The organism is Prodigiosinella aquatilis (assembly GCA_030388725.1).
In the GTDB taxonomy this organism is placed as follows: Bacteria; Pseudomonadota; Gammaproteobacteria; order Enterobacterales; family Enterobacteriaceae; genus Prodigiosinella; species Prodigiosinella aquatilis.
The window spans coordinates 3927110-3951600 of the sequence record CP128857.1 but is presented as its reverse complement, the minus strand read 5'-3'; the positions used below and the strand labels follow the sequence as shown (position 1 = coordinate 3951600).

Sequence of the window (24491 nt, the reverse complement as noted above, 5' to 3'; positions counted from 1 at the left end):
GATAAACATGGGTGATGGCTTATCGAAAATTAGCCCTTTTCTGATGGTGACAAGGTTTGATTTGCCATATATCTGTGCTATCTGCCGCATCGCGGTGACGTAGGGGTTGTTTTATGATCAAGCCGCTTTTATTCGGTGTCATGATGACTGGAATGCTGTTGTTCGCTGTGCCTACGGTACAGGCCGATAGCCTGAGCATTGCGCTGCCGGGGGTCTATTTCCATATTGGCGATCGTGACCAGCGTGGCTATTACTGGGATGGACATCGGTGGTGTGCTCCGCATGAGTGGCGGCGTGAACACAGATACCACAGGCCACGACCCGTTTATTACTATGAAGCACCACCGAGATATTATGAAGCGCCACCACCACGGGTTGTTGTAATGCAACCGCCTCGGCCAGTGTTTATTGCGCCGCCGCCAGGGCCTGGTTGGGGTCACCACTATAGAGGTGACCCTCGTTGGTAAACTGGCACTAGCGAAACCGCGCCATCCCTGGCGCGGATGCTTTGCTTTTCTTCCTCACTATCATCGTGTTGGCTCCGTTCATTTCACCACCGATGTAGGTTCTCAATATCGCCTGATTTTCATCTGGTGATGCAACGGCATTGTATTTCTCGCTGTAAGCACGGCAGTAATTGGCGGTAATCGTAATCAGTGCGACGCGCAAACTTGGCGTCAGCATGTGCTTTATTACATCGTTTTCTCGATGTGTTAATGAGGCCGGTATCTCATGTAATGCTGAATACAGTGTTAATTATCACTGCAAAACACGGAATGTGGCATAGAATAACCACAATAAACATAAAGAATGCCACAGTTATCAGTCACAAAGACAAATCTGAACGGGCGGATGATGCGCCCTGACAACCGGTAGAGAGGTGAAAAATGTTAGAACATATTTGCCAATTGGCGCGTGAGGCAGGCGATGCCATTATGCAGGTTTATGAGGGACATCAGCCGGTTGAGGTAGCGCACAAGAAAGATGATTCCCCAGTAACCGCTGCCGATATGGCGGCACATCGTGTCATCAAACAAGGGTTGGCGGCACAGTACCCCGATATCCCGTTACTGTCTGAGGAAGATCCTCCGCTGTGGTCGGAGCGCCAGCACTGGCAGCGTTACTGGTTAGTGGACCCGCTGGACGGTACGAAAGAGTTTTTGAACCGCAATGGTGAATTCACGGTAAATATTGCGCTGATTGAGAATGATCTACCGGTACTGGGCGTGATCTACGTTCCGGTGACCGGGGTGATGTATGCGGCGGCAAACGGCAAAGCCTGGAAAGAAGAGGGGGGGCACCGACAGCCGATACAGGTGAATGATGCCCGGCCTCCATTGGTGGTGGTAAGCCGTTCACACTCAGATAAGGAGTTACAGGATTACCTTGGTCAGTTGGGTGAGCATGAGACTGTTGCTATTGGGTCATCGTTAAAATTTTGTCTGGTGGCGGAAGGGAAAGCCCAGCTTTATCCCCGTTTTGGGCCCACCTGTATTTGGGATACCGGTGCCGGGCATGCAATCGCGTTAGCGGCGGGAGCACAGATACATGATTGGCAGGGAAAACCGTTATCTTATGCCCCACGGGAATCGTTTATTAATCCCGGATTTCGTGTTTCACTGTTTTGATGACAGGCAGCGTGCCTGTGTCATGATGAGATTCCTCCTGGTTTAATAGGGTATGCAGCAGGCTGACGACCTGCTGTATTTCTTGTCGGTTCAGGGCGCCATCCTTTACAAAACGAACTTTTCCCTGTGCATCCAGCACGACGATAGCCGAGCTTTTAGGCGTCAATTCCCATGCTCGACATGCATCACCATTACTGTCGATAACAAACTGTGACCAGGGATTTGCCTGCTTACTGTCCTTGACGCGTCCACGTACAAACATGCCCGTGCCTATCACGGCATCGTCGACATTGACGATTGTCGTTGTTTGGTAATATTCACGCGGTAGATTAGCCTCCCTGAGCGTGGTGATCAGCGGATTATTCATGTTCCGGGCAGATATACGCCCGGCGACATGCAGGATGACACGGACTTTTCCATTGAGCTGGGCACTACTCCAGTTCTGGTAGCTGAATTTTTCATTCTGATACTTCAGCTCCCCCTTTTCTACCACACCAACGGATGGCACAGGCTGGTTAATGGCAAAGGAGTGTGCGGATGTCAGGAACGGAATAAAAATCAGGGCAACAAACAGACAGGTCATTCTGGTCATTGATATTTCCCTCTTGTATCAAGCCGGTGGCGAGTCGTGTATTACTCATAAGCGTAGATACTGAGTGTTAGTCTGTCCTGAGCGTTTATCGCTGAGTTTGTGCCAGTTCGCACAATTTACAGCGACTTGAAGGTTTATACTGATTTGTGAGGGATAACGTTAATCTACTCCGTAAAATTATGTAAATTCAGTAAGGAATGCTGAGATGTGAGGAACTATTGAGGGAATCACAGCACTAAATATTGTGTATGTCATTGACACTCCATCAGCTCCGTTACTTTTTTGAAACGGACGGCGTGTCAGAAGAAAAAGCGGGAGGAGAATAAAACATGAGGATCTTCGAACGTTACAACCCGATGAAAGTCGCAAAGTACGTGAAAACGTTGTTTCGCGGACGGTTGTATATTAAAGGAGTCGGTGCTTTTGAGTTTGATTATGGCAAGATTTTATTGCCGAAAAAACAGGATAAACAACACTTGGTGGTGATGTCTGAAGTTAACCGCCAAGTGTTGAAATTGCAGGCCGAAATGGGATGACGGTGCGTGCGTACCAGCAGTGCTGAAAAATAAACGGCCCATATACGGGCCGTTGTGGTTTAAGTCGATAATGGTTTATGACTCGGAGGTATTGGCGGCGGATGATGCTACTGTTGGTTTGTCTTCCAGTCGGGTGACCAGTAACTGATCAATTTTGTAACTGTCGATATCCACCACTTCAAATTTATAACCGTAAAAGCGTACAAAATCAGTGCGTTTTGGTATTTTACGCAGCGTATACATCATAAAACCCCCGATGGTTTCGTAGTTACCGGAATGCGGGAATTCATCAATACTCAGCGCTCGCATCACATCGTCGATAGGCGTCCCGCCTTCAATCAGCCACGAGTTTTCATCACGAGCGACAATCTGCTCTTCCAGACCTTGCCCAACCAGATCTCCCATTAGGGTGGTCATCACATCATTGAGCGTAATAATCCCCACGACCAGTGCATATTCATTGAGGATAACGGCAAAATCTTCTCCGGCAGCTTTAAAACTTTCCAGTGCTTCTGACAGGGTAAGGGTATCTGGCACAATCAGCGCCGGACGAATCTGCACGCCACTGTTCAGTTCCAGACTTTGATTCCCCAGTACGCGATTCAGTAAATCTTTCGAGTCGACATAACCGACGATCTGGTCAATGTGGGCATTACAAACCAGAAACTTGGAGTGCGGCTGCTGGGCAATCTTCTCTTTAATCTGCTCTTCGTCCTCATGCAGGTCAAAGTACACCACGCTTTCCCTGGATGTCATGGACGAGGGAACGGTACGGGACTCCAGCTCAAACACATTCTCAATCAGTTCATGTTCTTGCTTGCGCAACACCCCAGCCAGTGCGCCGGCTTCCACCACCGCATAGATGTCATCGGAAGTGATATCGTCCTTGCGCACCATGGGTAATTTCAGCAACCGGAAAATTACGTTAGCCAGACCGTTAAAAAACCAGACCAGTGGGCGGAATATGAACAGGCAAAAGCGCATAGGATTGATAATCTGGACAGCCACCGTCTCTGGGGCAATCATGCCAATACGTTTGGGGGTCAAATCACCGAACAAGATAAACAGACTGGTGACAAGAACAAAAGAGCAGATAAAGCTGACTTTTCCCGCTAACTCTGGAGACATGACGTTTTCAAACAACATATTGAGATAGGGGGAAAAGGCTGCGTCACCAATAATACCGGCCAGAATGGCGACGGCATTAACACCAATTTGAATCACAGTAAAAAAGATACCTGGTGTCTCCTGAAGTTTTAACACCAGGTCAGCATTCAGGTTGCCCTCATCGGCCATCTGCTTCAGTTTGATTTTACGTGAAGCGGCAAGGGATATTTCAGAAAGAGAAAAAAACGCGCTGATGGCAATAAGAAGTATTATTAGTAATAAGCTGTTTAACATAGTTTTTTCGCTTTGTCTCAGCAGACATAGGCGATCCTCGGGAAGGAAAATCATTATAAGGCAGCGAATGTGGTACCCGCTGGCAAGGGCTGGTTTCCAGCCCTGTATTCCTTGAATCTATCCGGTCAGGAACCTATCACCGTGGGTGGCCCTGACGCGGTGCGCATTATAACAGGTGTGACGAAATAACCGCCATATTTAGCGTTGCGGCGGCAAGCAGACACCAATGCCACCTAACCCGCAGTAACCATCCGGGTTTTTGTACAGATATTGCTGGTGCTCGTCTTCAGCATAGTAGAACGGCCCGGCAGGTTTGATTTCCGTGCTGATGGTACGATCATCTCCGCTGTCTTTCATCGCCAGCTGGAAACCGTGTGCGCTTTCCTTGGCGGCCGACTCCTGTTCAGGTGTGACGGGGTAAATAGCGGAACGATACTGAGTGCCAATATCGCCGCCCTGACGCATGCCTTGCGCTGGGTCATGATTTTCCCAGAACAACTGTAACAGTTGTTTGTAGCTGATGACCGTTGGGTCAAAGACAACCCGTACTACTTCAGCATGGCCGGTTTTACCGGTACAGATTTCCCGGTAGGTAGGGTTGGGCGTATAGCCGCCACAGTAGCCTGCTGCTGTACTGTATATTCCCGGCTGTTGCCAGAACAAACGTTCTGCCCCCCAGAAACAACCCATGGCAAAGATGGCCACCTGCATATTTTCTGGCACGTATGTCATGGAGTGTTGGCTAACTGCATGAAGTCGGGCAACGGGCATTGGTGTTATCCGACCGGAAAGTGCGTCAGATTGACTGATGCATTGGGTTTTATCGAAACTATCGATCACTTTTGGCTCCCGATATTGTAGTAATATCATTGTGTTTTCAGAGCATAACCGAGAAGCTTTCGCCTGTCTTTACGGTATCATGGTTAAAAATGGCAGTAATGAATCAGTTAAGAAACCAGTATTCACGGGGAAAACCGCTTAAGTAAGCAGTATGGCAGTAATTACCCTACGCCATTTTTAGATTTACAAATTTAACTCTATATTTAGAAAGAAAAACCAGTTTATCTGATTGATATTACCAAGGGGTAACGTGGTAATTTTTACAGGAAAAAAGAAGCCATTCTTTCACCACAATATGCAGCGTGGCTGTGATTTGAAAATATGTGTATTGTGCATGTTGTTGGTGTTGCCTTCAGCCAGGGCAGCGTCCAATGTTCGGTTGCAACTTGTCGGGCTTAAGGGTGAATTACAAAAAAATGTCCGGGCGCGGTTATCGACAATTGCGCCAGACGAAGTCAGTGCCGATGGTCGTTTCCAGGCCCGTGTTGATGAGGCGATCCGACAAGGGTTGCGGGCATTGGGGTATTACGATCCTGAAATTCTGTTCAAATTCGAACCGGCGGTGAACGGTGGTCGTCCGGTACTCTTGGTTAATGTCACGCCGGGAAAACCAGTCAGGATCGCCGGTGTGAATATCATTATTACTGGTCAGGCGCGAGATGATAAAGATTTTCAGCAACTGATTCAGACGAGTAAACCGCCCCTGGGAAGCATTCTGAACCATGGCGATTATGATGGTTTTAAACGCTCACTTAGCGACCTTGCCGTCAATAAGGGTTATTTCGATGCCCGTTTCACTAAAAGCCAATTGGGAGTGATACAAAGCACTCGTCAAGCGTACTGGGATATTGATTACGCTAGTGGTGAGCGTTACCGCTTTGGCAAAGTGCACTTCCAGGGGTCGCAGATCCGTGAAGATTATCTGCAAAATCTGTTGCCGTTCCATGAAGGCGATGAATACACCACACAAGCATTAGGTGAATTTAACCGCCGCTTATCAGCGACAGGCTGGTTCAACGCCGCCGTGGTGTCGCCGGATTTCAGTCAGGCCACACAGAGCAAAAAACTGCCGTTGGATGCGGTGCTGACGCCACGCAGCCGCAATACGGTAGAAGTCGGGGGCGGGTATGCCACGGATGTGGGGCCCCGGCTGAAAACCACCTGGAAAAAGCCATGGATTAATTCGCGTGGACACAGTCTGGAAAGTAACCTCAGCCTGTCGGCACCGGAACAGGTGTTGGATTTCAGCTATAAAGTACCGCTGCTCAAGAATCCGCTGGAGCAATATTACCTGTTACAGGGCGGATTTAAACGAGAAGACCTGAATGATACCCGTTCGGATGCCACTACACTGAATGTGGCGCGTTATTGGAGTTATCCCAGTGGTTGGCAGCGGGCAGTCAACCTGCGCTGGAGTCTGGACCACTTTACGCAAGGTAGCATAACCGATACCACCACGCTGATTTATCCCGGTGTCAGCATCAATCGTACGCGCCAACGCGGTGGTCTGATGCCTTTCTGGGGAGACACCCAACGTTACTCGGTAGATGTCTCCAATACGGCGTGGGGTTCGGATATCGATTTTGCTATTTTCCAGGCGCAGAACGTGTGGATCCGTACGTTGGCGGATAAACATCGCTTTGTGGCCCGCGGCAATCTGGGGTGGATAGAAACCAGTGACTTTTCCCGCGTGCCGCCATCCCTGCGTTTCTTTGCCGGAGGCGACCGCAGTATCCGTGGCTATAAATACAAGTCAATCTCGCCCCGTGATGATGACGATAAGCTGACCGGTGCCTCAAAGTTAGCGACCGGATCGATCGAATATCAATACAACGTCACTGGCAAGTGGTGGGGGGCGGTGTTTATCGACAGTGGTGAAGCGGTTAACGATATCAGAAAGAGTAATTTCAAAACCGGTGCCGGGATTGGTGTGCGCTGGGAATCACCAGTGGGACCAGTCAAGTTTGATCTGGCCAGACCGATTGGTGATGCTGAAAAACATGGATTGCAGTTTTATATCGGTCTGGGGCCTGAATTATGAGTTGGCTAAAAAAAACCATAATTGGTTTCACCGTGTTTTTGTTGATGCTTGTCCTCACTGTCGCCTTGCTAATCGGTACGACCCCGGGCCTGCATCTGGTGTTGAACAGCGCTTCGCGCTGGGTGCCGGGATTGAATATTGGCAGTGCCAGCGGTGGCTGGCGAGATTTAACACTAAAAGATCTGCATTACCATATGCCCGGTGTTTCGGCTAATGTGAGTGCATTACACTTATCGCTGTCGCTATCACCCGCTTGCCTGTGGCGGGGGCAATTGTGTATCGATGCACTATCCGTCCAGGGTCTGGACGTCGTAGTGAAAACACAACAAATGCCAGTATCTGAGACGCAAGCCGCGTCCACGGTGCCGTCAACAGAAATCAGCATACCTTTTACTCTCGATCTCCAGCATGTCAGTCTGTCTAACAGCCTGGTCACCGTTGATGATATGACACTGTCACTGGCGGAATTCCGCTCTGGGCTGCACTGGCAGGGTCGAAAGTTAACGCTGTTGCCAACGTATATTGGATCGTTACTGGTATCTCTACCCAAAACGCCCTCGACGCATCCTGAAACACCGCCCTCCGTGGCAAACAGTAAGCTGTCATCCTCTGAATTATCTGCGCTGTCAGAGCAGCCTTTGGGAGAACGTTTGCAGTCGCTGTTTGCCAAACCGTTGTTGTCAAAAATTCCTGACATGACTCTGCCGATGGATGTCACGATCACTGAAATACAAGGTAAGCAGCTACGGATTACCGGCAGTCAGGACCTGATGATCACCCGGTTTTTTTTACAGGCCAGCAATCAACAACAGAAGTTGACACTGCAACGGTTGGACCTTCAATCGCCACAAGGCGCGTTGTTTGCTCATGGAGAAGCGACACTTGATGGGCAGTGGCCGCTAGAGCTAAATGCCAACGGTGTGCTGAATATCGATCCGTTGAAAGGTGAACGCCTCAAACTGACGGTAAACGGTGCTCTGCATGAGCAACTGAACGTCGCGCTGAATTTGTCCGGGCCACAACGTGCACAGCTGACATTGCAAGCAAAACCGGCTGTAGTGGGATTACCACTGTCGCTTAGCCTGCAAAGTCCGCAGGTCCGCTGGCCTATTATCGGAGATGCGCGTTACGAATTGAACGATATCCATCTGAATATTAACGGTAAGGCCACAGACTATGCACTCTCACTGCATGGCGCTCTGCAGGGCAGCGAGTTACCTCCCGGTTCACTGTTACTGGAAGGTAAGGGAAATGTACGACAATTCTCTCTGACCCGCCTGCGTCTGGATGCATTGCAGGGGAATGTGGAAATGACAGGGCAGATGGACTGGAACAACGCTATCAGTTGGAACAGTGAACTCATGCTGAGTGGTATCAATACCGAGCAACAATGGCCGCAATGGCCCGCCCGCCTGAACGGTAAACTCGTTACCCAAGGGAGCATTGAAGGAAGCGACTGGCAACTGAAGATTCCACAATTACAGTTAGAGGGCAATGTCCGTCAGAATCGGCTGACAGTACAAGGTAAATTGAGCGGCAATGCCGCCGGGCAATGGAGCATCTCTGATCTTGCCCTGACGCTGGGCCGTAATCGGCTGATGGTGAAGGGAACGTTGGGTGAGCAATGGAATATCACGGGTGATATTAATGCACCGGCATTGGACGGTACACTGCCCGGTCTGGCCGGGAGGATTGTGGGTAATCTCAAACTGGATGGCAACCGCGATGCGCCGCATCTGAAAACCGATCTGGCGGTGTCGGAATTACGCTGGCAAAACATGACTATCAAGCAGCTTGATATCGCGGCTGACGTGCAATCCGACAAGCAGATCCACGGGGCGATAACGGTACATTTGCAGCAGCTACACCGGGATAGCCTACGTATGAATACACTGGCACTGCGGGTGGAGGGCAATGAAACCCAGCACCAGATGCGCCTGACCATGAATGGGGAGCCGGTGTCGGGTCAACTGTCGCTGGCCGGCAGTTTTGATCGGGCACAGCAACATTGGCGTGGTGAAATAACGAGCACTCATTTTGACACCCCGGTTGGCGAGTGGCGGTTGATGCAGGCGATGTCACTGGATTATCAGGTGGCTCAGCAGAAAATGACGATTGGTCATCACTGTTGGCATAACCCTGATGCTGAGCTGTGTGTGCCGCGTCCGATTGAGGTCGGGCCATCTGGTCAGGCAAGTCTGGTCTTGAAGCGGTTTGATTTGGCAATGCTGAAACCGCTGATGGGAAATGGCACTGAACTGGGCGGTAATGTCACCGGCAATGCAGATGTCAGCTGGCAAACCGGAGCAGGGTTACCTCAGGCGAAAATTACGCTAACTGGACACGGCGTTACTGTGCAGCAACAAGTGCAGGGGAAAACGCTGCCGATTGCTGTTGAAACCCTGACATTGAATGCGGGGATCACGCATGATCAGGCGCAACTTGCCTGGGAGGTAGCATTGCGCGGAAATGGGCGTTTTGCGGGGGATGTGCAGATTGCTGATCCGCAAAATCGACGTGACCTGAGCGGGAATGTGTCCATCAGCCATTTCTCATTGGATATGCTGAATCCGGTGTTGCAGGAAGGTGAAAAAGCAGCGGGATTGTTGAATGCCAGTCTGCGGCTGGGTGGTAATGTGCAGCGTCCTGAACTGTTTGGGCAAATGGTGCTGGAGCAGTTGGACATCAATGGTAACTGGATGCCGGTGGATTTGACTAATGGCCGCCTGGCTGTCTATTTCAACGGGGTTAATTCGACGTTACAGGGTTTCCTGAAAACCACTAATGGTCAGGTCAATCTGGCAGGGAATGCAGACTGGTCACAAGTAAATGACTGGCGAGCACATATTGCCGTCAAAGGGGAACGTGTGCGGATTACCCTGCCGCCGATGGCCCGTCTGGATATTTCCCCCGATATCACCTTTGATGCATCGCCGAGGATACTTGCGTTAAATGGTATGGTCACTATTCCCTGGGCGAGGATTGTCGTCCATGATATGCCACCGAGTGCGGTGGATGTGTCCAAAGATGAAGTCATGCTGAATGAGAAACATCAGCCGATTACGAAGGCATCAAGTGGAATACTGATTAACAGCAACCTGATCGTGCGGATCGGGGATGATGTTTGGCTGGATGCCTATGGCCTGCATGCTCAGTTGAACGGTGATTTGAAGGTAGCGCAGAATGAGCGCGGACTGGGTCTGAACGGCCACATCAATATACCTTCCGGCCGTTTTAAAGCCTATGGGCAGGATTTGCAGATACGTAAAGGGCAACTTCTTTTCTCTGGACCACCGGCACAGCCGATGCTGGACATTGAGGCTATCCGTAATCCGGACAATACTGAAGGTGATGTGATTGCCGGTGTTCGTATTACGGGGTTGGCGACGTCACCTCGGCTGGCAATATTTTCCGAGCCGACTATGTCGCAACAGGAAGCGCTCTCTTACCTTCTGCGTGGTCAGGGATTGGAGAGCAGTGGCACCGACAGTGCAATGATGACATCCGCACTGATTGGTTTAGGGGTTGCACAAAGTGGTCAAGTTGTGGGTAAAATCGGCGAGGCCTTTGGCGTAAGCAATTTAGCCCTGGATACACAGGGCGCTGGCGACAGCTCACAGGTAGTGGTCAGCGGTTATGTCCTGCCGGGCCTGCAGGTCAAATATGGTGTTGGTATATTTGATTCACTGGCAACGTTAACATTACGTTACCGTTTAATGCCGAAACTATACTTGGAGGCGGTGTCTGGTATCAATCAGGCATTAGATGTGCTCTATCAGTTTGAGTTTTAGCGATGCGAATTATTGTCTACGGCAGTTTACGACGCAAACAGGGAAACAGTCATTGGATGACCAATGCGCAATGGTTGGGTGACCATCGGCTTGAAGGGTATGAGCTGTATGACTTAGGTCACTATCCGGCAGCAGTGGCAGGCGAAGGGGAGATTTATTGCGAAGTCTACCGGGTTAGTTCGTCCATTTTATCAGAGTTGGATGAGTTGAAACGGGGAGGGGGAGAGTATAAGCGTGCGTTAATCTCAACACCTTACGGTAGTGCCTGGATTTATCTCTATCAACGTCCTGTTACGGGGTTGCGTAGAATTACCAGTGGTGATTGGTTGAAGCGAGATACAGCGAAATAAAGTGAGAAATAAAAACACCGCGTACTGCACGGTAATATTTGTTCAGTTAAGAAGCCGAATACACGAGACTTAAGTGAATTGTATTACGCATTACGCGGTGTTTTTGACTATTGGCTGAAACGGCTCCCACTATTTCTGTTGGGATCGGTGCGGCCTTGCTTATTTTTTGCGCGGTTGAAAGAAGCCAGAATCTCTGCTTTGGCAGCGTCAACGTCAGCCCAACCTTCAACTTTCACCCACTTGCCTTTTTCCAGATCCTTATAGTGCTCGAAGAAATGGCTAATTTGCGCACGAAGCTGTTCCGGCAGGTCGGTCACGTCTTTAACATGATCGTAGTCTTTGCTGAGTTTGCTGTGGGGAACGGCAACCACTTTGGCATCTTCACCAGACTCATCGGTCATTTTCAGTACACCAACCGGACGGCAACGGATCACTGAACCTGGCTGTAACGGATACGGGGTTGGCACCAACACGTCAACCGGATCGCCATCCAGTGACAACGTGTGGTTGATGTAACCATAGTTACACGGATAGAACATGGCGGTAGACATAAAGCGGTCTACAAACAGCTCACCGGTTTCCTTATCAACTTCATATTTGATGGGATCGGCATTCGCAGGGATTTCAATAACCACGTAAATATCTTCCGGAAGATCTTTACCCGCCGGGACTGTATTCAAACTCATGTCGGTTTCCTTCTCTTCAAACCAGAAATAGAGTGGTGGCCATTATAGCCAACTCATCAGAAAAGTTCGCGATTTTTAGGGCGTACAATCGGGAAGGAATCGGTGTGAAACGATGGGTGTACTGATAGGACTGGCTGGCAGCCCCATTATTTCCGTCCACCTGAAGATCATGGAAAACAGCAGACGCTTATTTTTTCTGCGCGGGCTTGTTTTTTCGCCGCTTTTTCCAGATTTTATGTTCCTGACCACGCCACAAGCGTTGGATATTATCGTGATGGCGCATCAGAATCAGGCAGGAAAGCATCGCGACCGGGAAAGTAAGCTGTGGTTTGAACCACCAGACATAGAACGGGGCGATTAACGCACTGACAATAGCGCCTAACGAGGAGTAGCCGCTCAGCAGCACGGTCAGTAACCAGGTGCCGATCATCAGGCCGGTAAGATCCCAACCGATCGGCGCAATGGCACCTAACGCCGTGGCTACACCTTTGCCACCGTGAAAGCGGAAAAAGGCCGGATAAATATGCCCAAGGCAGGCGGCAATGGCAGTCAGCCCGAGATAAAGAGGGGGGATGCCCAGCGCATAGGCTCCCCACACGGGCAACATCCCTTTCAGAATATCGAAGATCAAGACAGTGGCAGCGGCGGCTTTTCCTCCGATACGCAGTACGTTGGTAGCACCAGGATTGCCTGATCCATGCTCGCGTGGGTCTGGCAGGCCGGCGATCCTGCAGACCAGAATTGCACTGGAGATCGAGCCGCACAAATACGCGAGGATAATCATGCCAAGCGCGATAGCACTCATAATACGGTTCCGTTTAATAAAGGTCGTTTTAATCTCAGCATCAATGGATAATACGCATATTCTGTCGGAAGTGGTATCCGGCAACAGTAAAAACAGAGTGTGACGTGATGGATATCGTATTTATTGAAGAACTTGGTGTGATCACCACTATTGGTGTTTATGACTGGGAACAGACTATTCAACAGAAGCTGGTGTTCGATATCGAAATGGGATGGGATAACCGTCATGCGGCGGCCAGTGATGATGTGAACGATTGTCTGAGTTATGCCGACGTCAGTGACGCAGTCATCTCGCTGGTGGCCGGGCAACGTTTTGCGCTAGTGGAAAGAGTGGCGGAAGAGGTGGCGCAATTACTGATGCAACGGTTTGGTATTCCCTGGTTGCGAATTAAGGTTAGTAAACCCGGCGCAGTGGCCCAGGCACGCAGCGTAGGGGTAATAATTGAGCGGGATGTGCGATAACGCTGATTTATTGGAAACTGGGATTAACTTTGGTCTTTGGTCTATCAAAAACCGGGATTAATTCTGATTTATTGGAAACAGGGATATTAAGGTAACCTAAAGGTAACCTGTATAACGTAATATGTGTTTTTTAGTAGCGGCTCGCTGGTAGCGATGCCGCTTTTTTACGGGCTACGGAAAAGGTAAGCGTGTGATGGCGGATATGCATTCGTTACTGGTGGCATTCATTCTTGGTATAGTCGAAGGGCTCACCGAATTTTTGCCGGTATCATCTACCGGACATCTGATCATTGTGGGCCAGTGGTTGGGTTTTGAGGGCGCAACAGCTAAAACATTCGAGATTATCATTCAACTGGGATCCATTCTGGCGGTGGTAGCGGTGTTCTGGCGCCGGATGTTTGGTCTGATTGGGATTCATTTTGGCGAGGTTCCCCACGAGGGGCAGCATAATGGTCATTTAACGCTGGGACATATCCTGCTGGCGATGATACCTGCTGTGATACTGGGTCTGCTGTTCCATGATTTCATCAAATCGTTGTTTAATCCACGTACGGTTGCATATGCCCTGGTTGTCGGTGGTTTTTTACTGTTGGCCGCCGAGTGGTTAAAGCCAAAACATCCACGTTCCGTGGGACTGGATGATATCACTTACCGCCAGGCATTTATGATTGGCTGTTTCCAGTGTCTGGCGTTGTGGCCGGGTTTCTCTCGTTCTGGATCAACCATCTCAGGTGGGATGCTGACGGGTGTTAGCCGTTATGCGGCGTCTGAATTTTCGTTCATTCTGGCGGTGCCGATGATGCTTGGTGCCAGTGCGCTGGATCTGTACGAAAGCTGGCACTTTCTGACAAAGGCTGATTTGCCGCTCTTTATCGTGGGATTCCTGACGGCATTTGTCGTGGCGATGATTGCGATTAAAACTTTCCTGCAACTGATTAAACGGATGTCGTTTATCCCGTTTGCCATCTATCGATTCATTATCGCGGCAGTAGTGTATCTGGTCTTTATGTAAATCAGTAGCCCGCCGGCCGGATCCCTCCGTTCGATCGCTATAATGTGATATCTGTAAGGTTCCCGGGGATAAAATTTCAGAAAATTCTTATCCCCGGCTCGCACATGAAAGCATGACGTGATAATGACGCAATATTGCCTTCGGATGTGGTTTTTATTGCAGCCAGATTATGAGCGGTCGGAAACATCAGACTGCTGTGCTTTCCAGCTTTCCAATGCACTAAGGCGCCGACGCTGTAATTCTTCTCCGATTTCGGCATTCTGAAATCCTGCGGCAATCACTTCTGCATTGGTAACCTGGCTGGCGACCTGAAAAGCCTGCCGCAGGTAGTCACTTTGGGGATATGCCGCGTGTTCAAAACCGGTACGGCCCCGGGCGTCCGCTTCTCCGGTAATAATCAGCTGTTCCAGCCGTTGTGGTTTGCGCCAGACGTCAATCGCACTAAGCAGTTTCAGTAACGTCTTGGGTTTCAGGATCTGTACGTTATGCATCAGGTCGTGATATTCGGCCACAATTCTGGCCAGATCTCTTAGTGCATTGGGAATACGCAAGCGATGACACAATGTATCCACCAGCTTGACACCTGCCCGCCCATGTCCGTGATGATGTGGCCACTGTTCGGGCGGGGTCAACCCTTTACCCAGATCGTGACACAATGTGGCGAAGCGCACGTCAAGGCTCGGGCTCAGGCGGGCGGCCATCTCCAGTGCCATCATCGTGTGGATACCCGTATCGATTTCCGGATGCCATTTGGCCGATGCCGGAACACCATACAGGTGGTCAATTTCGGGGAACAATACTGCCAGCGCGCCGCAATCACGCAAAACCTGAAAATAGATTTGCGGATCCTGCGTTCCCAATGCTTTTTCCGTTTCTTTCCAGACGCGTTCTGGTGTCAGATATGCCAACTCATCTTCTTGGGTCATCCGTTGCATTAATGCCATGGTTTCTTCAGCAATATGAAACCCCAGATGAGCATAGCGAGCGGCAAAACGGGCGACACGTAACACCCGTAACGGATCCTCGCCGAAGGCGTCGGAAACATGGCGTAAAATACGGTTTTGCAGATCGCGCCGACCTTCATAAGGATCAATAAGATTGCCGTTTTCATCCTGAGCGATGGCATTAATGGTTAAATCCCGACGTTGTAAATCTTCTTCCAGTGTGACATTCGGTGCGGCATCGCAGATAAAACCCGTGTAGCCTTTACCGGCTTTTCGCTCGGTTCGTGCCAGTGCGTACTCTTCCCGGCTGACAGGGTGCAGGAAGACCGGGAAATCTTTTCCCACCTGCTGATAACCCAACGCCAGCAGATGTTCTGGTGTCGTGCCGACCACAACCCAGTCACGTTCCGTCACCGGTCTGTTTAACAAGCCGTCACGTACTGCACCGCCAACAAGGTAAATCTTCAAGCCCGGCTCCTTTACACCCGATATTACGGTTTATGTTTTACCGCATACTATAGACTCCCCGTCATCTTTCAAGTCGCGGGTGCGTTGCCTGCCCCAGTCACTTACTGACGTAAGTTGCAGGGGATTCATTCGGTTCTCGCTTTTCTGCACGTTGAAATCTATTGAGTATCGCCGTGATTTTTAGTCTCATCGGGGTCGTCACTATCAGATGTTGATGATGGTGTGTCTATCCCATCCAGCGATCGTTCTTCTTGCGGCGCGGGATGAGATGCGGCAGCAGTAAACCAAGCAACAATCCGGCACCGGCTACGCCGCCACCGTACATAAACCACTGTAAAATGAGCGTGCGTTTTTTGTCATCTAACTGCACGCTGACCGCGCTGACCTTTTGTTGCGCCGACAGCAGTTGTGCTTTCAAATCCTGATTATTCTTTTGTAGCCCGCTGATGATGCTGTCGCTGGCATCCACCTTCTGTTGCATGGCGGTGGTGCGCTGTTTCCAAGTCTGATCGATATTATTCAGCTTGTCCGTCAATACCTTGACTTGATTTTCCAGTTCGGGCACTCGGGTACTCAAACTGGGTGTCTGACTCAGTTGATCGAGAGGAATCCAACTGGTGTGATTTTTGTCATCGCGGATCTGAGCATAACCCGCGCTGTCATTCACGCTTAATAGCGTGACTTCTGCGCCAGCTTTCAGTGCGCCAACGATACGGTATTGATTACCCGGACCGCTATGAGTGTAGGTGATTAATTCATCGGAGATATAGCGCTTTTCTTCTGCATGGGTAGAAAAACTGCAAACGAGAGCGATAAGGCAGATAAAAATAGAACGTGATTTATGCATAAGATCATTATGTTATGTGAGTAGTTAGCGAAGAGTCGGAGAATAAGTCTGACTATGCAGGCGGAAAACCTGAATGAGAACTGTCTTACTCTGGTAAAGGTGCATTCCTGAATTATAACCTGTGATTCGTCTCGCAGAAGAATAACAGCAATGCAGCGAACCTCGGTATCTGATGTGCCTAAAAGTGGCAAGGTGACGTAAAATGTTATTTACTGGCGTCATTATTACTGAACCCGGTGTTGTAGATTATGAGTGAAGAGATCGAGCTAAAGTTTATTGTCCATCCAGATACCGTTAGTTCTTTACGGCAGCAACTGAATGACTGGCAGAGTGAATACAGTCATAGCGAGCATCTTCAGGCGCAGCAGTTAGCAAATACTTACTATGAAACCAAAGATGGCTACCTGCGACAGCATGGTATCGGCTTGCGTGTGCGTGGCGAAAATGGCCATTATGAAATGACCGCCAAAACGGCGGGCAAAGTTGTTGGCAGTTTGCACCAGCACCCGGAATATAATGTCGATTTGACCAGCCCGCAGTTGGATATCAGTCTATTGCCGGAAGATATCTGGCCGGAAGGGTGTGACGTGGCCGCATTGACACAAGCGCTTCAGCCGTTGTTCAGTACGAATTTTCGTCGTGAAAAGTGGGCGGTGACTTACGCGCAAAGCGTGATTGAAATGGTATTCGATAGCGGCGAAGTTGTTGCGGGTCACCACCGTGAGCCTATTTGCGAATTGGAACTTGAACTGAAGGTTGGCAGAATCGAAGATCTACTGTCATTTGCCAATGAGCTGTCCGATGTCGGGGGACTGCGTCAAGGCAGTTTAAGCAAGGCTGCTCGCGGGTATCATCTGGCAAAAGGCAATCCACATCGTGAACGGCGGCCGCTGGCGTTCATGCCTGTAGAACCCAAGATGACTCTCGATCAGGCCATTCGTGCCGGATTGGAATATGCGTTAAGCCACTGGCAATATCATGAAGAATTGTGGGTTCGAGGTAATGCGGCAGCTCGTGAAGCATTGCCAGAGGCAGGCACCATGCTCCGGGAAATGCTGGTGTTGGTAGGCGGCGTGGTGCCACGTAAAGTCACGACGTTATTCCGGGCGGCATTAAGTCAACTGGAAGCACTGGTTGACGCGAATCAGGATGCTGAAGCCGTCTGTTATGCCAAGGATTATCTGAAAAGTAAGCTGGTACTTACTTCCTGGTTGGTGGAAGCCGGTTGGCATCAATACATGGATAACAAGGAACGTATGCGATTGCAAGGCTCCTACAAACGCTTTGCAGATATTATGCTGAGCCGAACGCTATCCGAGCTCAAGCAGGTATTCAGCCACTCGCTGGACACCCTGCAATATTCACAACAGCTGCCGCGTCTGAGGCGTGGAGTTTGTGCATTTCTGCTGCTTTCCGGTTTTTATCCTGTTCATGAAGCGACAAGTTATCTGCGTTTCTGGCGAGACATAGAAGATATTATTGCCCATCTTTCACCAGGAGATGATCTTCCGCATCAATTGGAACTCAGCCGTAAGCAGGCCATATCGCAACCCCCATTCTGGCTGAGTAGCGCCAATAATTGATAACTGAAGCCGCCTGCATGCTGTCAGGCGGTCGTGCAAGGATATTGCCATGTCCAGTAGTCCTACGCAGGTTTTCCCCTTATCCGAACCGCTGGTTGCTCAGGCCCAATGCATCATGGCGCGACTACGAGAGCAGGACGTCTCCACTACATTTTCTGAACAGGAACAGTCCGTACTGGCGCTCAGTGATTTTGTCAGTGATGCACTGGCGCTCCACGCTGACTGGTGGCAAGAAATGCATCAGCAGCCGCCACAGCCAGACGAGTGGAGGAGTTATGCTCAATGGCTGGACGCAGCGGTGGGTGAGGCGACAGATGACAACGGGTTGATGAAGATACTACGGTTGTTCCGTCGCCATATGCTGGTGCGTATTGCGTGGTCACAAATCCTGCAAACCAGCACCACGGAACAAACGTTGCTTCAGCTCAGTACCTTGGCGGAGTTGCTGATTATGGCGGCGCGCAACTGGCTGTATGAAGCATGTTGTCGCGAATGGGGAACGCCGTGCAATGTGGCGGGCGATGCACAACCGCTATTGATCCTCGGCATGGGAAAACTGGGCGGCGGAGAGTTGAACTTTTCGTCGGATATCGACCTGATTTTTGCCTATCCGGAAAATGGTCAAACCCGCGGTGGACGTCGTGAGTTGGATAATGCCTCGTTTTTTACCCGTCTGGGGCAACGGCTGATCAAGGTACTGGATCAGCCGACTGTTGATGGTTTTGTCTACCGTGTCGATATGCGATTGCGGCCGTTTGGCGACAGCGGCCCACTGGTGCTGAGTTTTGCGGCGCTGGAGGATTATTATCAAGAACAGGGACGAGACTGGGAACGGTATGCGATGGTGAAAGCGCGTCTGATGGGCGGAACGGAGGACCGCTACAGTCAGGAACTGATGAGCATGCTGCGGCCTTTTGTGTATCGTCGTTACATTGATTTCAGCGTGATTCAATCATTACGTAATATGAAGAGCATGATCGCGCGGGAGGTTCGCCGTCGTGATTTACGTAATAATATTAAGCTGGGCGCTGGCGGTATTCGCGAAATTGAATTTATCACTCAGGTATTTCAGTTAATTCGTGGTGGCCGGGAACCGGTGCTGCAATCGCGCTCGTTGTTGCCCACGTTAGATCAAATAGGGACGCTGGGATTGCTGGCTCCGCCGCTGGTTTCCCAACTGCGTGCCGCTTACCTGTTCCTGCGCCGGCTGGAAAATCTGTTGCAGTCAATTGCTGATGAACAGACGCAGACGCTACCGGCTGATGAGCTAAATCAGCAGCGCCTGGCCTGGGGAATGGGAGTGGCGAGCTGGACACAACTGTGTGACGTGTTGCAGCAGCATATGCAGGCGGTACGTGCGGTATTTAATGATCTGATTGGGGATGACGCACCGGACGGTAGCGAAACGCCAGAATATACGCGCTATGGCAGTTTGTGGCAGGATCTGCTGGATGAAGCGGATTTGGCGTCATTGATGCCGCAATTGACGGAAGGCGTCCGCGAGGCGCTGTTACGTAACATCATGGATTTTCGGAGCGATCTGGCAAAACGGACTATTGGCCCGCGGGGCCGGGATGTGCTCGATCAATTGATGCCGACGCTGTTGGCGCAGGTATGTCAGCATGAACAGGCTGATAACATTCTGGCGCGTATTACGCCGCTGCTACTGGGTATTGTAACCCGCACCACATATCTGGAATTGCTGCTGGAATCCCGTGCAGCGTTAATCCATCTGATTCGGTTATGTGCCGCGTCACCGATGATTGCCAACCAATTAGCCCGCTATCCGCTGCTATTGGATGAACTGCTTGACCCTGCCACCTTATATCAACCCACCGCGCCACATGCTTATGCCGATGAACTGCGGCAATACATGATGCGTGTGCCGGAAGAGGATGAAGAACAGCAACTGGAAGCATTGCGTCAGTTTAAGCAGACCCAACAATTGCGTATCGCTGCCGGGGATATTGCCGGGGCATTGCCGGTAATGAAGGTCAGCGATCACTTAACCTATCTGGCGGAAGCGATTATCTCTGCCGTTATTCAGCAGGCATGGAGCCAGATGGTGGCCCGGTTCGGACAACCATCACATCTGCATCAGCGCGAGGGACGTGGTTTTGCCGTTATCGGCTATGGCAAACTGGGTGGCTGGGAACTGGGCTACAGTTCCGATCTCGATCTGGTGTTTTTGATCGACTGTCCATCTGATGTCATGACCGAGGGTGAACATAGCATTGATGGCCGTCAGTTTTACTTGCGGCTGGCCCAGCGGGTAATGCATCTGTTCAGCACCCGTACCTCATCTGGCATTTTATATGAAGTGGATGCGCGTCTGCGTCCGTCCGGCGCGGCAGGCATGTTGGTCAGTACCGTGGAGGCCTTTGACGACTATCAGCGTACTGAAGCCTGGACTTGGGAACATCAGGCGCTGGTACGTGCACGCATGGTCTATGGGGAAAAACAGATCCAGCAGCAGTTTGAATCTATTCGCCAGGCTATTCTTTGCTGTCCCCGTGATGGTGACCGACTGCGTATTGATGTCCGGGAAATGCGGGAAAAAATGCGCCTCCATCATGCCAGCAAATCTCAGGATTGGTTTGATCTGAAGGCGGATGCCGGCGGCATTACCGATATCGAATTTATCGTCCAATATTTAGTGCTGTGCTATTCCGCTCAAGAGCCACGATTGACACGCTGGTCCGATAATGTGCGCATTCTGGAGCTGATGGCCCAGTATGACATTATGGAAGAACGTGAAGCCACGGCCCTGAAGCTGGCTTACATCACACTGCGTGATGAGATGCACCATCTGGCGTTGCAGGAACAGTCTGGTCGGGTCCGGGCCGACCGGTTTATGGCCGAACGTCAACAGGTACAGCAGAGCTGGGCAACATGGCTGGGTTGAGAGTGTGTTCGCATAATAGTCAATGTGGCGGTGGATTGTCATTGTTCTGTCAGTGCCTGTGATAGTATAGCGCGCGTCAAATTGAACCCATTTTTGGAGCCAGGGAATGAAAGTTACGCTGCCTGATTTTCGTCATGCCAGAGTATTGGTTGTGGGAGACGTTATGCTGGATCGCTACTGGTACGGCCCAACCAGCCGTATTTCACCGGAAGCACCGGTGCCGGTAGTGAAGGTTGATACGATTGAAGAGCGTCCAGGGGGCGCGGCAAACGTAGCAATGAATATTGCCTCACTAGGGGGCGGTTCACGTCTGGTTGGTCTCACCGGTATTGACGATGCAGCCCACGCCCTGAGCGCCAGATTGAATGAAGTTAACGTCAAATGCGATTTCGTTTCTGTTCCTACACATCCGACAATCACCAAGCTGCGCGTACTGTCCCGCAATCAGCAACTTATCCGCCTGGACTTTGAAGAGGGGTTCGATAACGTTGATCCGCAGCCAATGATTGAGCGTATCCAGCAGGCATTGCCACAGATTGGCGCCCTGGTTCTATCTGATTATGCCAAAGGGGCGCTGGTACACGTACAACAAATGATCCAGACGGCAAAAGCTGCCGGTGTTCCGGTGCTAATCGACCCGAAAGGTGCTGATTTTTCCCGCTACCGTGGCGCGACGCTTCTGACGCCTAACCTGTCTGAATTTGAAGCGGTTGCCGGTCGCTGTAAAGATGAAGACGATCTGGTGGTGCGGGGTATGAAGCTGATGGCTGATTATCATCTGTCGGCGTTATTGGTGACCCGTTCCGAACAAGGCATGACGCTGCTGCAACCGGGTAAGGCACCACTGCATTTACCGACGCAGGCGCAGGAAGTTTACGACGTGACCGGTGCCGGTGATACGGTGATCGGCGTACTGGCCGCTGCGCTGGCCGCCGGGAAACCGCTGGAAGAGGCGTGCTTTCTGGCCAATGCCGCCGCCGGTGTGGTTGTCGGCAAACTTGGGACGTCAACAGTCACACCCATTGAGTTGGAAAATGCCATCCGTGGGCGTGCTGACACCGGTTTTGGCATCATGACGGAAGAGCAACTCAAAGCGGAGATGGCGATGGCTCGCCAGCGTGGTGAAAAGATCGTCATGACCAATGGTTGCTTTGACATTCTGCATGCCGGACATGTTTCCTATCTGGCAAATGCCCGTAAGCTGGGGGATCGTCTGATTGTGGCGGTAAACAGCGATGATTCAACCAAACGCCTGAAAGGACCAACCCGACCGGTAAATCCGCTGATGCAGCGGATGATTGTGTTGGGGGCTCTGGGGGCAGTGGATTGGGTTGTACCGTTTGATGAGGATACGCCACAGCGACTGATCGCCGAGATCCTGCCGGATGTATTGGTGAAAGGCGGAGACTATAAGCCAGAAGATATCGCCGGAAGTGAGGAAGTCTGGGCCAACGGTGGTGAGGTCAAGGTGTTGAATTTTGAAGATGGCTGCTCAACCACGAACATTATCAATATCATCAAGGCCGGTAAATAACTGGCCGCATCATGTTAGATAAAAGGTATGAACCTATTGAATTCACAGTCTGTTGAGTCTCGTATTAACGCATTACGCGCCCTGCTGCGTCATCACGAATACTTGTATCACGTCGAAGATGCGCCGGAAATTCCCGATGCGGAATACGATCGGCTGATGCAGGAGTTGAAAGGCCTGGAATTGACGCATCCTGAACTGGTGACGTCGGATTCGCCTACTCAGCGGGTAGGTGCTGCGCCACTGGCGGCATTTGAGCAAGTACGCCATGAAGTACCCATGCTGTCGCTGGATAATGTATTTGATGAGCAAAGCTATCTGGCCTTCAACAAACGTATCGGCGATCGTCTGAAGAGTGACGATGAGCTGACATTTTGCTGCGAACTGAAACTTGATGGTCTGGCCGTCAGCTTGCTGTATGAAGAGGGTGTGCTGGTCGGTGCTGCTACTCGTGGTGACGGTACCACGGGTGAGAATATTACTACCAATATTCGTACTATTGGTGCAATTCCGCTGCGACTAACGGGAGATAATATTCCTCGCCGACTGGAAGTGCGTGGTGAAGTGTTTATGAAACACAAAGGGTTCGAGGCGCTGAATGAGGAAGCGCGTCGTACCGGCGGCAAAGTGTTTGCCAATCCACGTAATGCGGCGGCAGGTTCTCTGCGTCAACTGGACCCACGTATTACGGCCAAACGGCCATTGAGCTTTTTTTGTTACGGTGTTGGGCTGGTGGAGGGGGGCACGTTACCCGATAGTCATTGGCAGCGTCTGATGCAGTTTAAAGCCTGGGGGCTGCCAGTCAGTGGGCACGTCACGCTATGCACTGGCAGTGATGCGGTACTGGCGTTTTATCACCGGGTTGAGCAGGAACGGGGCTCGCTGGGTTTTGACATCGATGGTGTGGTGATCAAGGTTGACGATCTGGTTTTGCAGGCGCGGTTGGGGTTTGTCGCCCGAGCCCCACGCTGGGCGGTCGCGTACAAGTTCCCGGCGCAAGAACAGCTTACCTGGCTGCGTGATGTGGAGTTTCAGGTTGGTAGAACCGGGGCGATCACACCGGTGGCTCGTCTGGAGCCGGTGGCTGTGGCCGGCGTGATGGTCAGTAATGCCACGTTACATAATGCGGATGAAATTGAACGCCTTGGTATACAGATTGGCGATCGGGTGATTGTGCGCCGCGCGGGCGATGTGATACCACAGATTGTGGGTGTCGTCATGGCGGAACGGCCGCAGGATAGCTATCCGGTCGTGTTCCCGACACATTGCCCTGTCTGTGGCTCCGATGTGGAACGCGTCGAAGGGGAAGCAGTCACCCGTTGCACGGCAGGGTTGGTGTGTGGTGCACAGCGAAAAGAATCACTGAAGCATTTTGTTTCCCGCCGGGCACTGGATGTAGATGGTATGGGCGATAAGATCATTGATCAACTGGTAGAAAAAGAATACGTGAAAACGCCGGCTGATCTATTCCGGCTTGGTGCGGGTATGCTTACCGGGCTGGATCGTATGGGGCCAAAATCAGCACAGAATCTGGTAAATGCGCTGGAAAAAGCCAAGTCCACCACGTTGGCCCGTTTTCTGTATGCGTTGGGTATCCGGGATGTTGGTGAAACGACGGCCGCCAGTCTGGCTTCACATTTCGGTTCGCTAGAGACATTATTCAACGCCGATATTGAAATGTTACAGCAAGTTCAGGACGTGGGAATTGTCGTTGCCACACATGTGCGCCATTTCCTGGATGAGGCACATAATCAGCAGGTTATCCGCGAACTGATCGGTTCTGAGATTGGGATTCACTGGCCCGCTCCCGTGGTAATTGATGCTAATGAACTAGACAATCCGTTCGCGGGTAAAACTATCGTGTTAACTGGTTCACTCAGTATTCTGTCCCGTGATGAGGCTAAAGATCGGTTAACGGCGTTAGGGGCGAAAGTCAGCGGCAGTGTCTCGAAAAAAACGGATTTGGTGATAGCTGGAGAGGCGGCAGGTTCCAAGCTGACTAAAGCGCAAGCGTTGGCTATTCCGGTGATTGATGAAGCAGAAATGATACGGTTATTAGGGTGACTACGA

At 50.9% G+C, this 24491-nt stretch carries 19 protein-coding genes; 12 read left to right on the top strand and 7 right to left on the bottom strand.

Translation table 11 applies throughout. From position 1 onward, the window contains the following. Positions 1–113: 113 nt before the first annotated feature. Both PCO85_18400 and cysQ read left to right on the top strand, forming a co-directional pair. Complete coding sequence (locus PCO85_18400; GenBank protein WJV53133.1) at positions 114–467, top strand: DUF2502 domain-containing protein; 354 nt, start codon at positions 114–116, stop codon at positions 465–467. A 420-nt stretch (positions 468–887) separates the two neighbouring features. Next, the gene (cysQ, locus tag PCO85_18395) at positions 888–1628 is read left to right on the top strand and encodes a 3'(2'),5'-bisphosphate nucleotidase CysQ (GenBank protein WJV53132.1); all 741 of its coding nucleotides are present in this window, start codon (positions 888–890) and stop codon (positions 1626–1628) included. Here the strand turns inward: cysQ and PCO85_18390 are convergent. Beyond that, on the bottom strand, positions 1597–2220 hold the full coding sequence (locus PCO85_18390) for a YtfJ family protein (GenBank protein ID WJV53131.1): 624 nt from the start codon (positions 2218–2220) through the stop codon (positions 1597–1599). The two genes, cysQ and PCO85_18390, sit on opposite strands and share 32 nt — an antisense overlap. 329 nt (positions 2221–2549) lie before the next feature. On the opposite strand from PCO85_18390, the gene PCO85_18385 reads away from it, so the two are divergent. Beyond that, positions 2550–2756 carry a DUF1107 domain-containing protein gene (locus PCO85_18385; protein ID WJV53130.1) on the top strand — a complete coding sequence of 69 codons (207 nt, stop codon included), beginning with the start codon at positions 2550–2552 and terminating at the stop codon, positions 2754–2756. A gap of 75 nt (positions 2757–2831) precedes the next feature. Here the strand turns inward: PCO85_18385 and PCO85_18380 are convergent, their stop codons facing one another. Both PCO85_18380 and msrA read right to left on the bottom strand, forming a co-directional pair. Further along, positions 2832–4157: a hemolysin family protein gene (locus PCO85_18380; protein WJV53129.1), complete on the bottom strand. Its 1326-nt coding sequence runs from the start codon at positions 4155–4157 to the stop codon at positions 2832–2834. Positions 4158–4355: 198 nt separating this feature from the next. Continuing rightward, a complete protein-coding gene (msrA, locus tag PCO85_18375; GenBank protein ID WJV56134.1) occupies positions 4356–4994 on the bottom strand; it encodes a peptide-methionine (S)-S-oxide reductase MsrA in 639 nt (212 codons plus the stop codon). Positions 4995–5331: 337 nt separating this feature from the next. Between msrA and PCO85_18370 the strand changes: the two genes are divergently transcribed. From PCO85_18370 to PCO85_18360, 3 genes are read left to right on the top strand one after another with little or no spacing between them, the layout of a single operon-like run. Next, a complete protein-coding gene (locus PCO85_18370) occupies positions 5332–7038 on the top strand; it encodes an autotransporter assembly complex family protein (GenBank protein WJV56133.1) in 1707 nt (568 codons plus the stop codon). Beyond that, positions 7035–10829, top strand: coding sequence for a translocation/assembly module TamB domain-containing protein (locus PCO85_18365; protein WJV53128.1), 3795 nt, complete (start codon positions 7035–7037; stop codon positions 10827–10829). The genes PCO85_18370 and PCO85_18365 overlap by 4 nt, the downstream gene beginning before the upstream one ends. A 2-nt stretch (positions 10830–10831) precedes the next feature. Beyond that, complete coding sequence (locus tag PCO85_18360) at positions 10832–11179, top strand: gamma-glutamylcyclotransferase (GenBank protein ID WJV53127.1); 348 nt, start codon at positions 10832–10834, stop codon at positions 11177–11179. A 107-nt stretch (positions 11180–11286) separates the two neighbouring features. Here PCO85_18360 and ppa read toward each other — a convergent pair whose 3' ends face one another. Together ppa and plsY are read right to left on the bottom strand one after the other, a co-directional pair. After that, on the bottom strand, positions 11287–11865 hold the full coding sequence (gene ppa / locus PCO85_18355; GenBank protein WJV53126.1) for an inorganic diphosphatase: 579 nt from the start codon (positions 11863–11865) through the stop codon (positions 11287–11289). Between the two features lie 187 nt (positions 11866–12052). Then, on the bottom strand, positions 12053–12670 hold the full coding sequence (gene plsY, locus PCO85_18350; protein WJV53125.1) for a glycerol-3-phosphate 1-O-acyltransferase PlsY: 618 nt from the start codon (positions 12668–12670) through the stop codon (positions 12053–12055). A gap of 107 nt (positions 12671–12777) precedes the next feature. Here plsY and folB point away from each other — a divergent pair, with 107 nt between their 5' ends. Together folB and bacA are read left to right on the top strand one after the other, a co-directional pair. Continuing rightward, a complete protein-coding gene (gene folB / locus PCO85_18345; protein ID WJV56132.1) occupies positions 12778–13131 on the top strand; it encodes a bifunctional dihydroneopterin aldolase/7,8-dihydroneopterin epimerase in 354 nt (117 codons plus the stop codon). A gap of 193 nt (positions 13132–13324) precedes the next feature. Continuing rightward, positions 13325–14143 (top strand): undecaprenyl-diphosphate phosphatase, encoded by an 819-nt coding sequence (gene bacA / locus PCO85_18340; GenBank protein ID WJV53124.1) that lies wholly within the window; start codon positions 13325–13327, stop codon positions 14141–14143. Positions 14144–14310: 167 nt separating this feature from the next. Here the strand turns inward: bacA and PCO85_18335 are convergent, their stop codons facing one another. After that, the gene (locus PCO85_18335; protein WJV53123.1) at positions 14311–15555 is read right to left on the bottom strand and encodes a multifunctional CCA addition/repair protein; all 1245 of its coding nucleotides are present in this window, start codon (positions 15553–15555) and stop codon (positions 14311–14313) included. A 226-nt stretch (positions 15556–15781) separates the two neighbouring features. Continuing rightward, positions 15782–16402 carry a TIGR04211 family SH3 domain-containing protein gene (locus tag PCO85_18330; GenBank protein WJV53122.1) on the bottom strand — a complete coding sequence of 207 codons (621 nt, stop codon included), beginning with the start codon at positions 16400–16402 and terminating at the stop codon, positions 15782–15784. A gap of 248 nt (positions 16403–16650) precedes the next feature. On the opposite strand from PCO85_18330, the gene PCO85_18325 reads away from it, so the two are divergent. The 4 genes from PCO85_18325 to ligA all read left to right on the top strand — a co-directional run bounded on the left by PCO85_18325 (position 16651) and on the right by ligA (position 24485). Then, entirely contained in the window at positions 16651–17985 is a 1335-nt protein-coding gene (locus tag PCO85_18325) for an inorganic triphosphatase (GenBank protein ID WJV53121.1), read from the top strand. 49 nt (positions 17986–18034) lie between these two features. Continuing rightward, positions 18035–20890, top strand: coding sequence for a bifunctional [glutamate--ammonia ligase]-adenylyl-L-tyrosine phosphorylase/[glutamate--ammonia-ligase] adenylyltransferase (gene glnE / locus PCO85_18320; GenBank protein WJV53120.1), 2856 nt, complete (start codon positions 18035–18037; stop codon positions 20888–20890). Positions 20891–20996: 106 nt separating this feature from the next. Continuing rightward, on the top strand, positions 20997–22424 hold the full coding sequence (gene hldE, locus PCO85_18315) for a bifunctional D-glycero-beta-D-manno-heptose-7-phosphate kinase/D-glycero-beta-D-manno-heptose 1-phosphate adenylyltransferase HldE (protein WJV53119.1): 1428 nt from the start codon (positions 20997–20999) through the stop codon (positions 22422–22424). A gap of 27 nt (positions 22425–22451) precedes the next feature. Next, positions 22452–24485: an NAD-dependent DNA ligase LigA gene (ligA, locus tag PCO85_18310; GenBank protein ID WJV53118.1), complete on the top strand. Its 2034-nt coding sequence runs from the start codon at positions 22452–22454 to the stop codon at positions 24483–24485. Positions 24486–24491: the final 6 nt, after the last annotated feature.

What these genes read in the sequence shown, in the direction of transcription:
- PCO85_18400 (WJV53133.1), top strand. Translation starts at nt 114, where the DNA reads ATGATCAAGCCGCTTTTATTCGGTGTCATGATGACTGGAATGCTGTTG.
- cysQ (WJV53132.1), top strand. Translation starts at nt 888, where the DNA reads ATGTTAGAACATATTTGCCAATTGGCGCGTGAGGCAGGCGATGCCATT.
- PCO85_18390 (WJV53131.1), bottom strand. Translation starts at nt 2,220, where the DNA reads ATGACCAGAATGACCTGTCTGTTTGTTGCCCTGATTTTTATTCCGTTC.
- PCO85_18385 (WJV53130.1), top strand. Translation starts at nt 2,550, where the DNA reads ATGAGGATCTTCGAACGTTACAACCCGATGAAAGTCGCAAAGTACGTG.
- PCO85_18380 (WJV53129.1), bottom strand. Translation starts at nt 4,157, where the DNA reads ATGTTAAACAGCTTATTACTAATAATACTTCTTATTGCCATCAGCGCG.
- PCO85_18370 (WJV56133.1), top strand. Translation starts at nt 5,332, where the DNA reads ATGTTGTTGGTGTTGCCTTCAGCCAGGGCAGCGTCCAATGTTCGGTTG.
- PCO85_18365 (WJV53128.1), top strand. Translation starts at nt 7,035, where the DNA reads ATGAGTTGGCTAAAAAAAACCATAATTGGTTTCACCGTGTTTTTGTTG.
- PCO85_18360 (WJV53127.1), top strand. Translation starts at nt 10,832, where the DNA reads ATGCGAATTATTGTCTACGGCAGTTTACGACGCAAACAGGGAAACAGT.
- ppa (WJV53126.1), bottom strand. Translation starts at nt 11,865, where the DNA reads ATGAGTTTGAATACAGTCCCGGCGGGTAAAGATCTTCCGGAAGATATT.
- plsY (WJV53125.1), bottom strand. Translation starts at nt 12,670, where the DNA reads ATGAGTGCTATCGCGCTTGGCATGATTATCCTCGCGTATTTGTGCGGC.
- folB (WJV56132.1), top strand. Translation starts at nt 12,778, where the DNA reads ATGGATATCGTATTTATTGAAGAACTTGGTGTGATCACCACTATTGGT.
- bacA (WJV53124.1), top strand. Translation starts at nt 13,325, where the DNA reads ATGGCGGATATGCATTCGTTACTGGTGGCATTCATTCTTGGTATAGTC.
- PCO85_18330 (WJV53122.1), bottom strand. Translation starts at nt 16,402, where the DNA reads ATGCATAAATCACGTTCTATTTTTATCTGCCTTATCGCTCTCGTTTGC.
- PCO85_18325 (WJV53121.1), top strand. Translation starts at nt 16,651, where the DNA reads ATGAGTGAAGAGATCGAGCTAAAGTTTATTGTCCATCCAGATACCGTT.
- glnE (WJV53120.1), top strand. Translation starts at nt 18,035, where the DNA reads ATGTCCAGTAGTCCTACGCAGGTTTTCCCCTTATCCGAACCGCTGGTT.
- hldE (WJV53119.1), top strand. Translation starts at nt 20,997, where the DNA reads ATGAAAGTTACGCTGCCTGATTTTCGTCATGCCAGAGTATTGGTTGTG.
- ligA (WJV53118.1), top strand. Translation starts at nt 22,452, where the DNA reads ATGAACCTATTGAATTCACAGTCTGTTGAGTCTCGTATTAACGCATTA.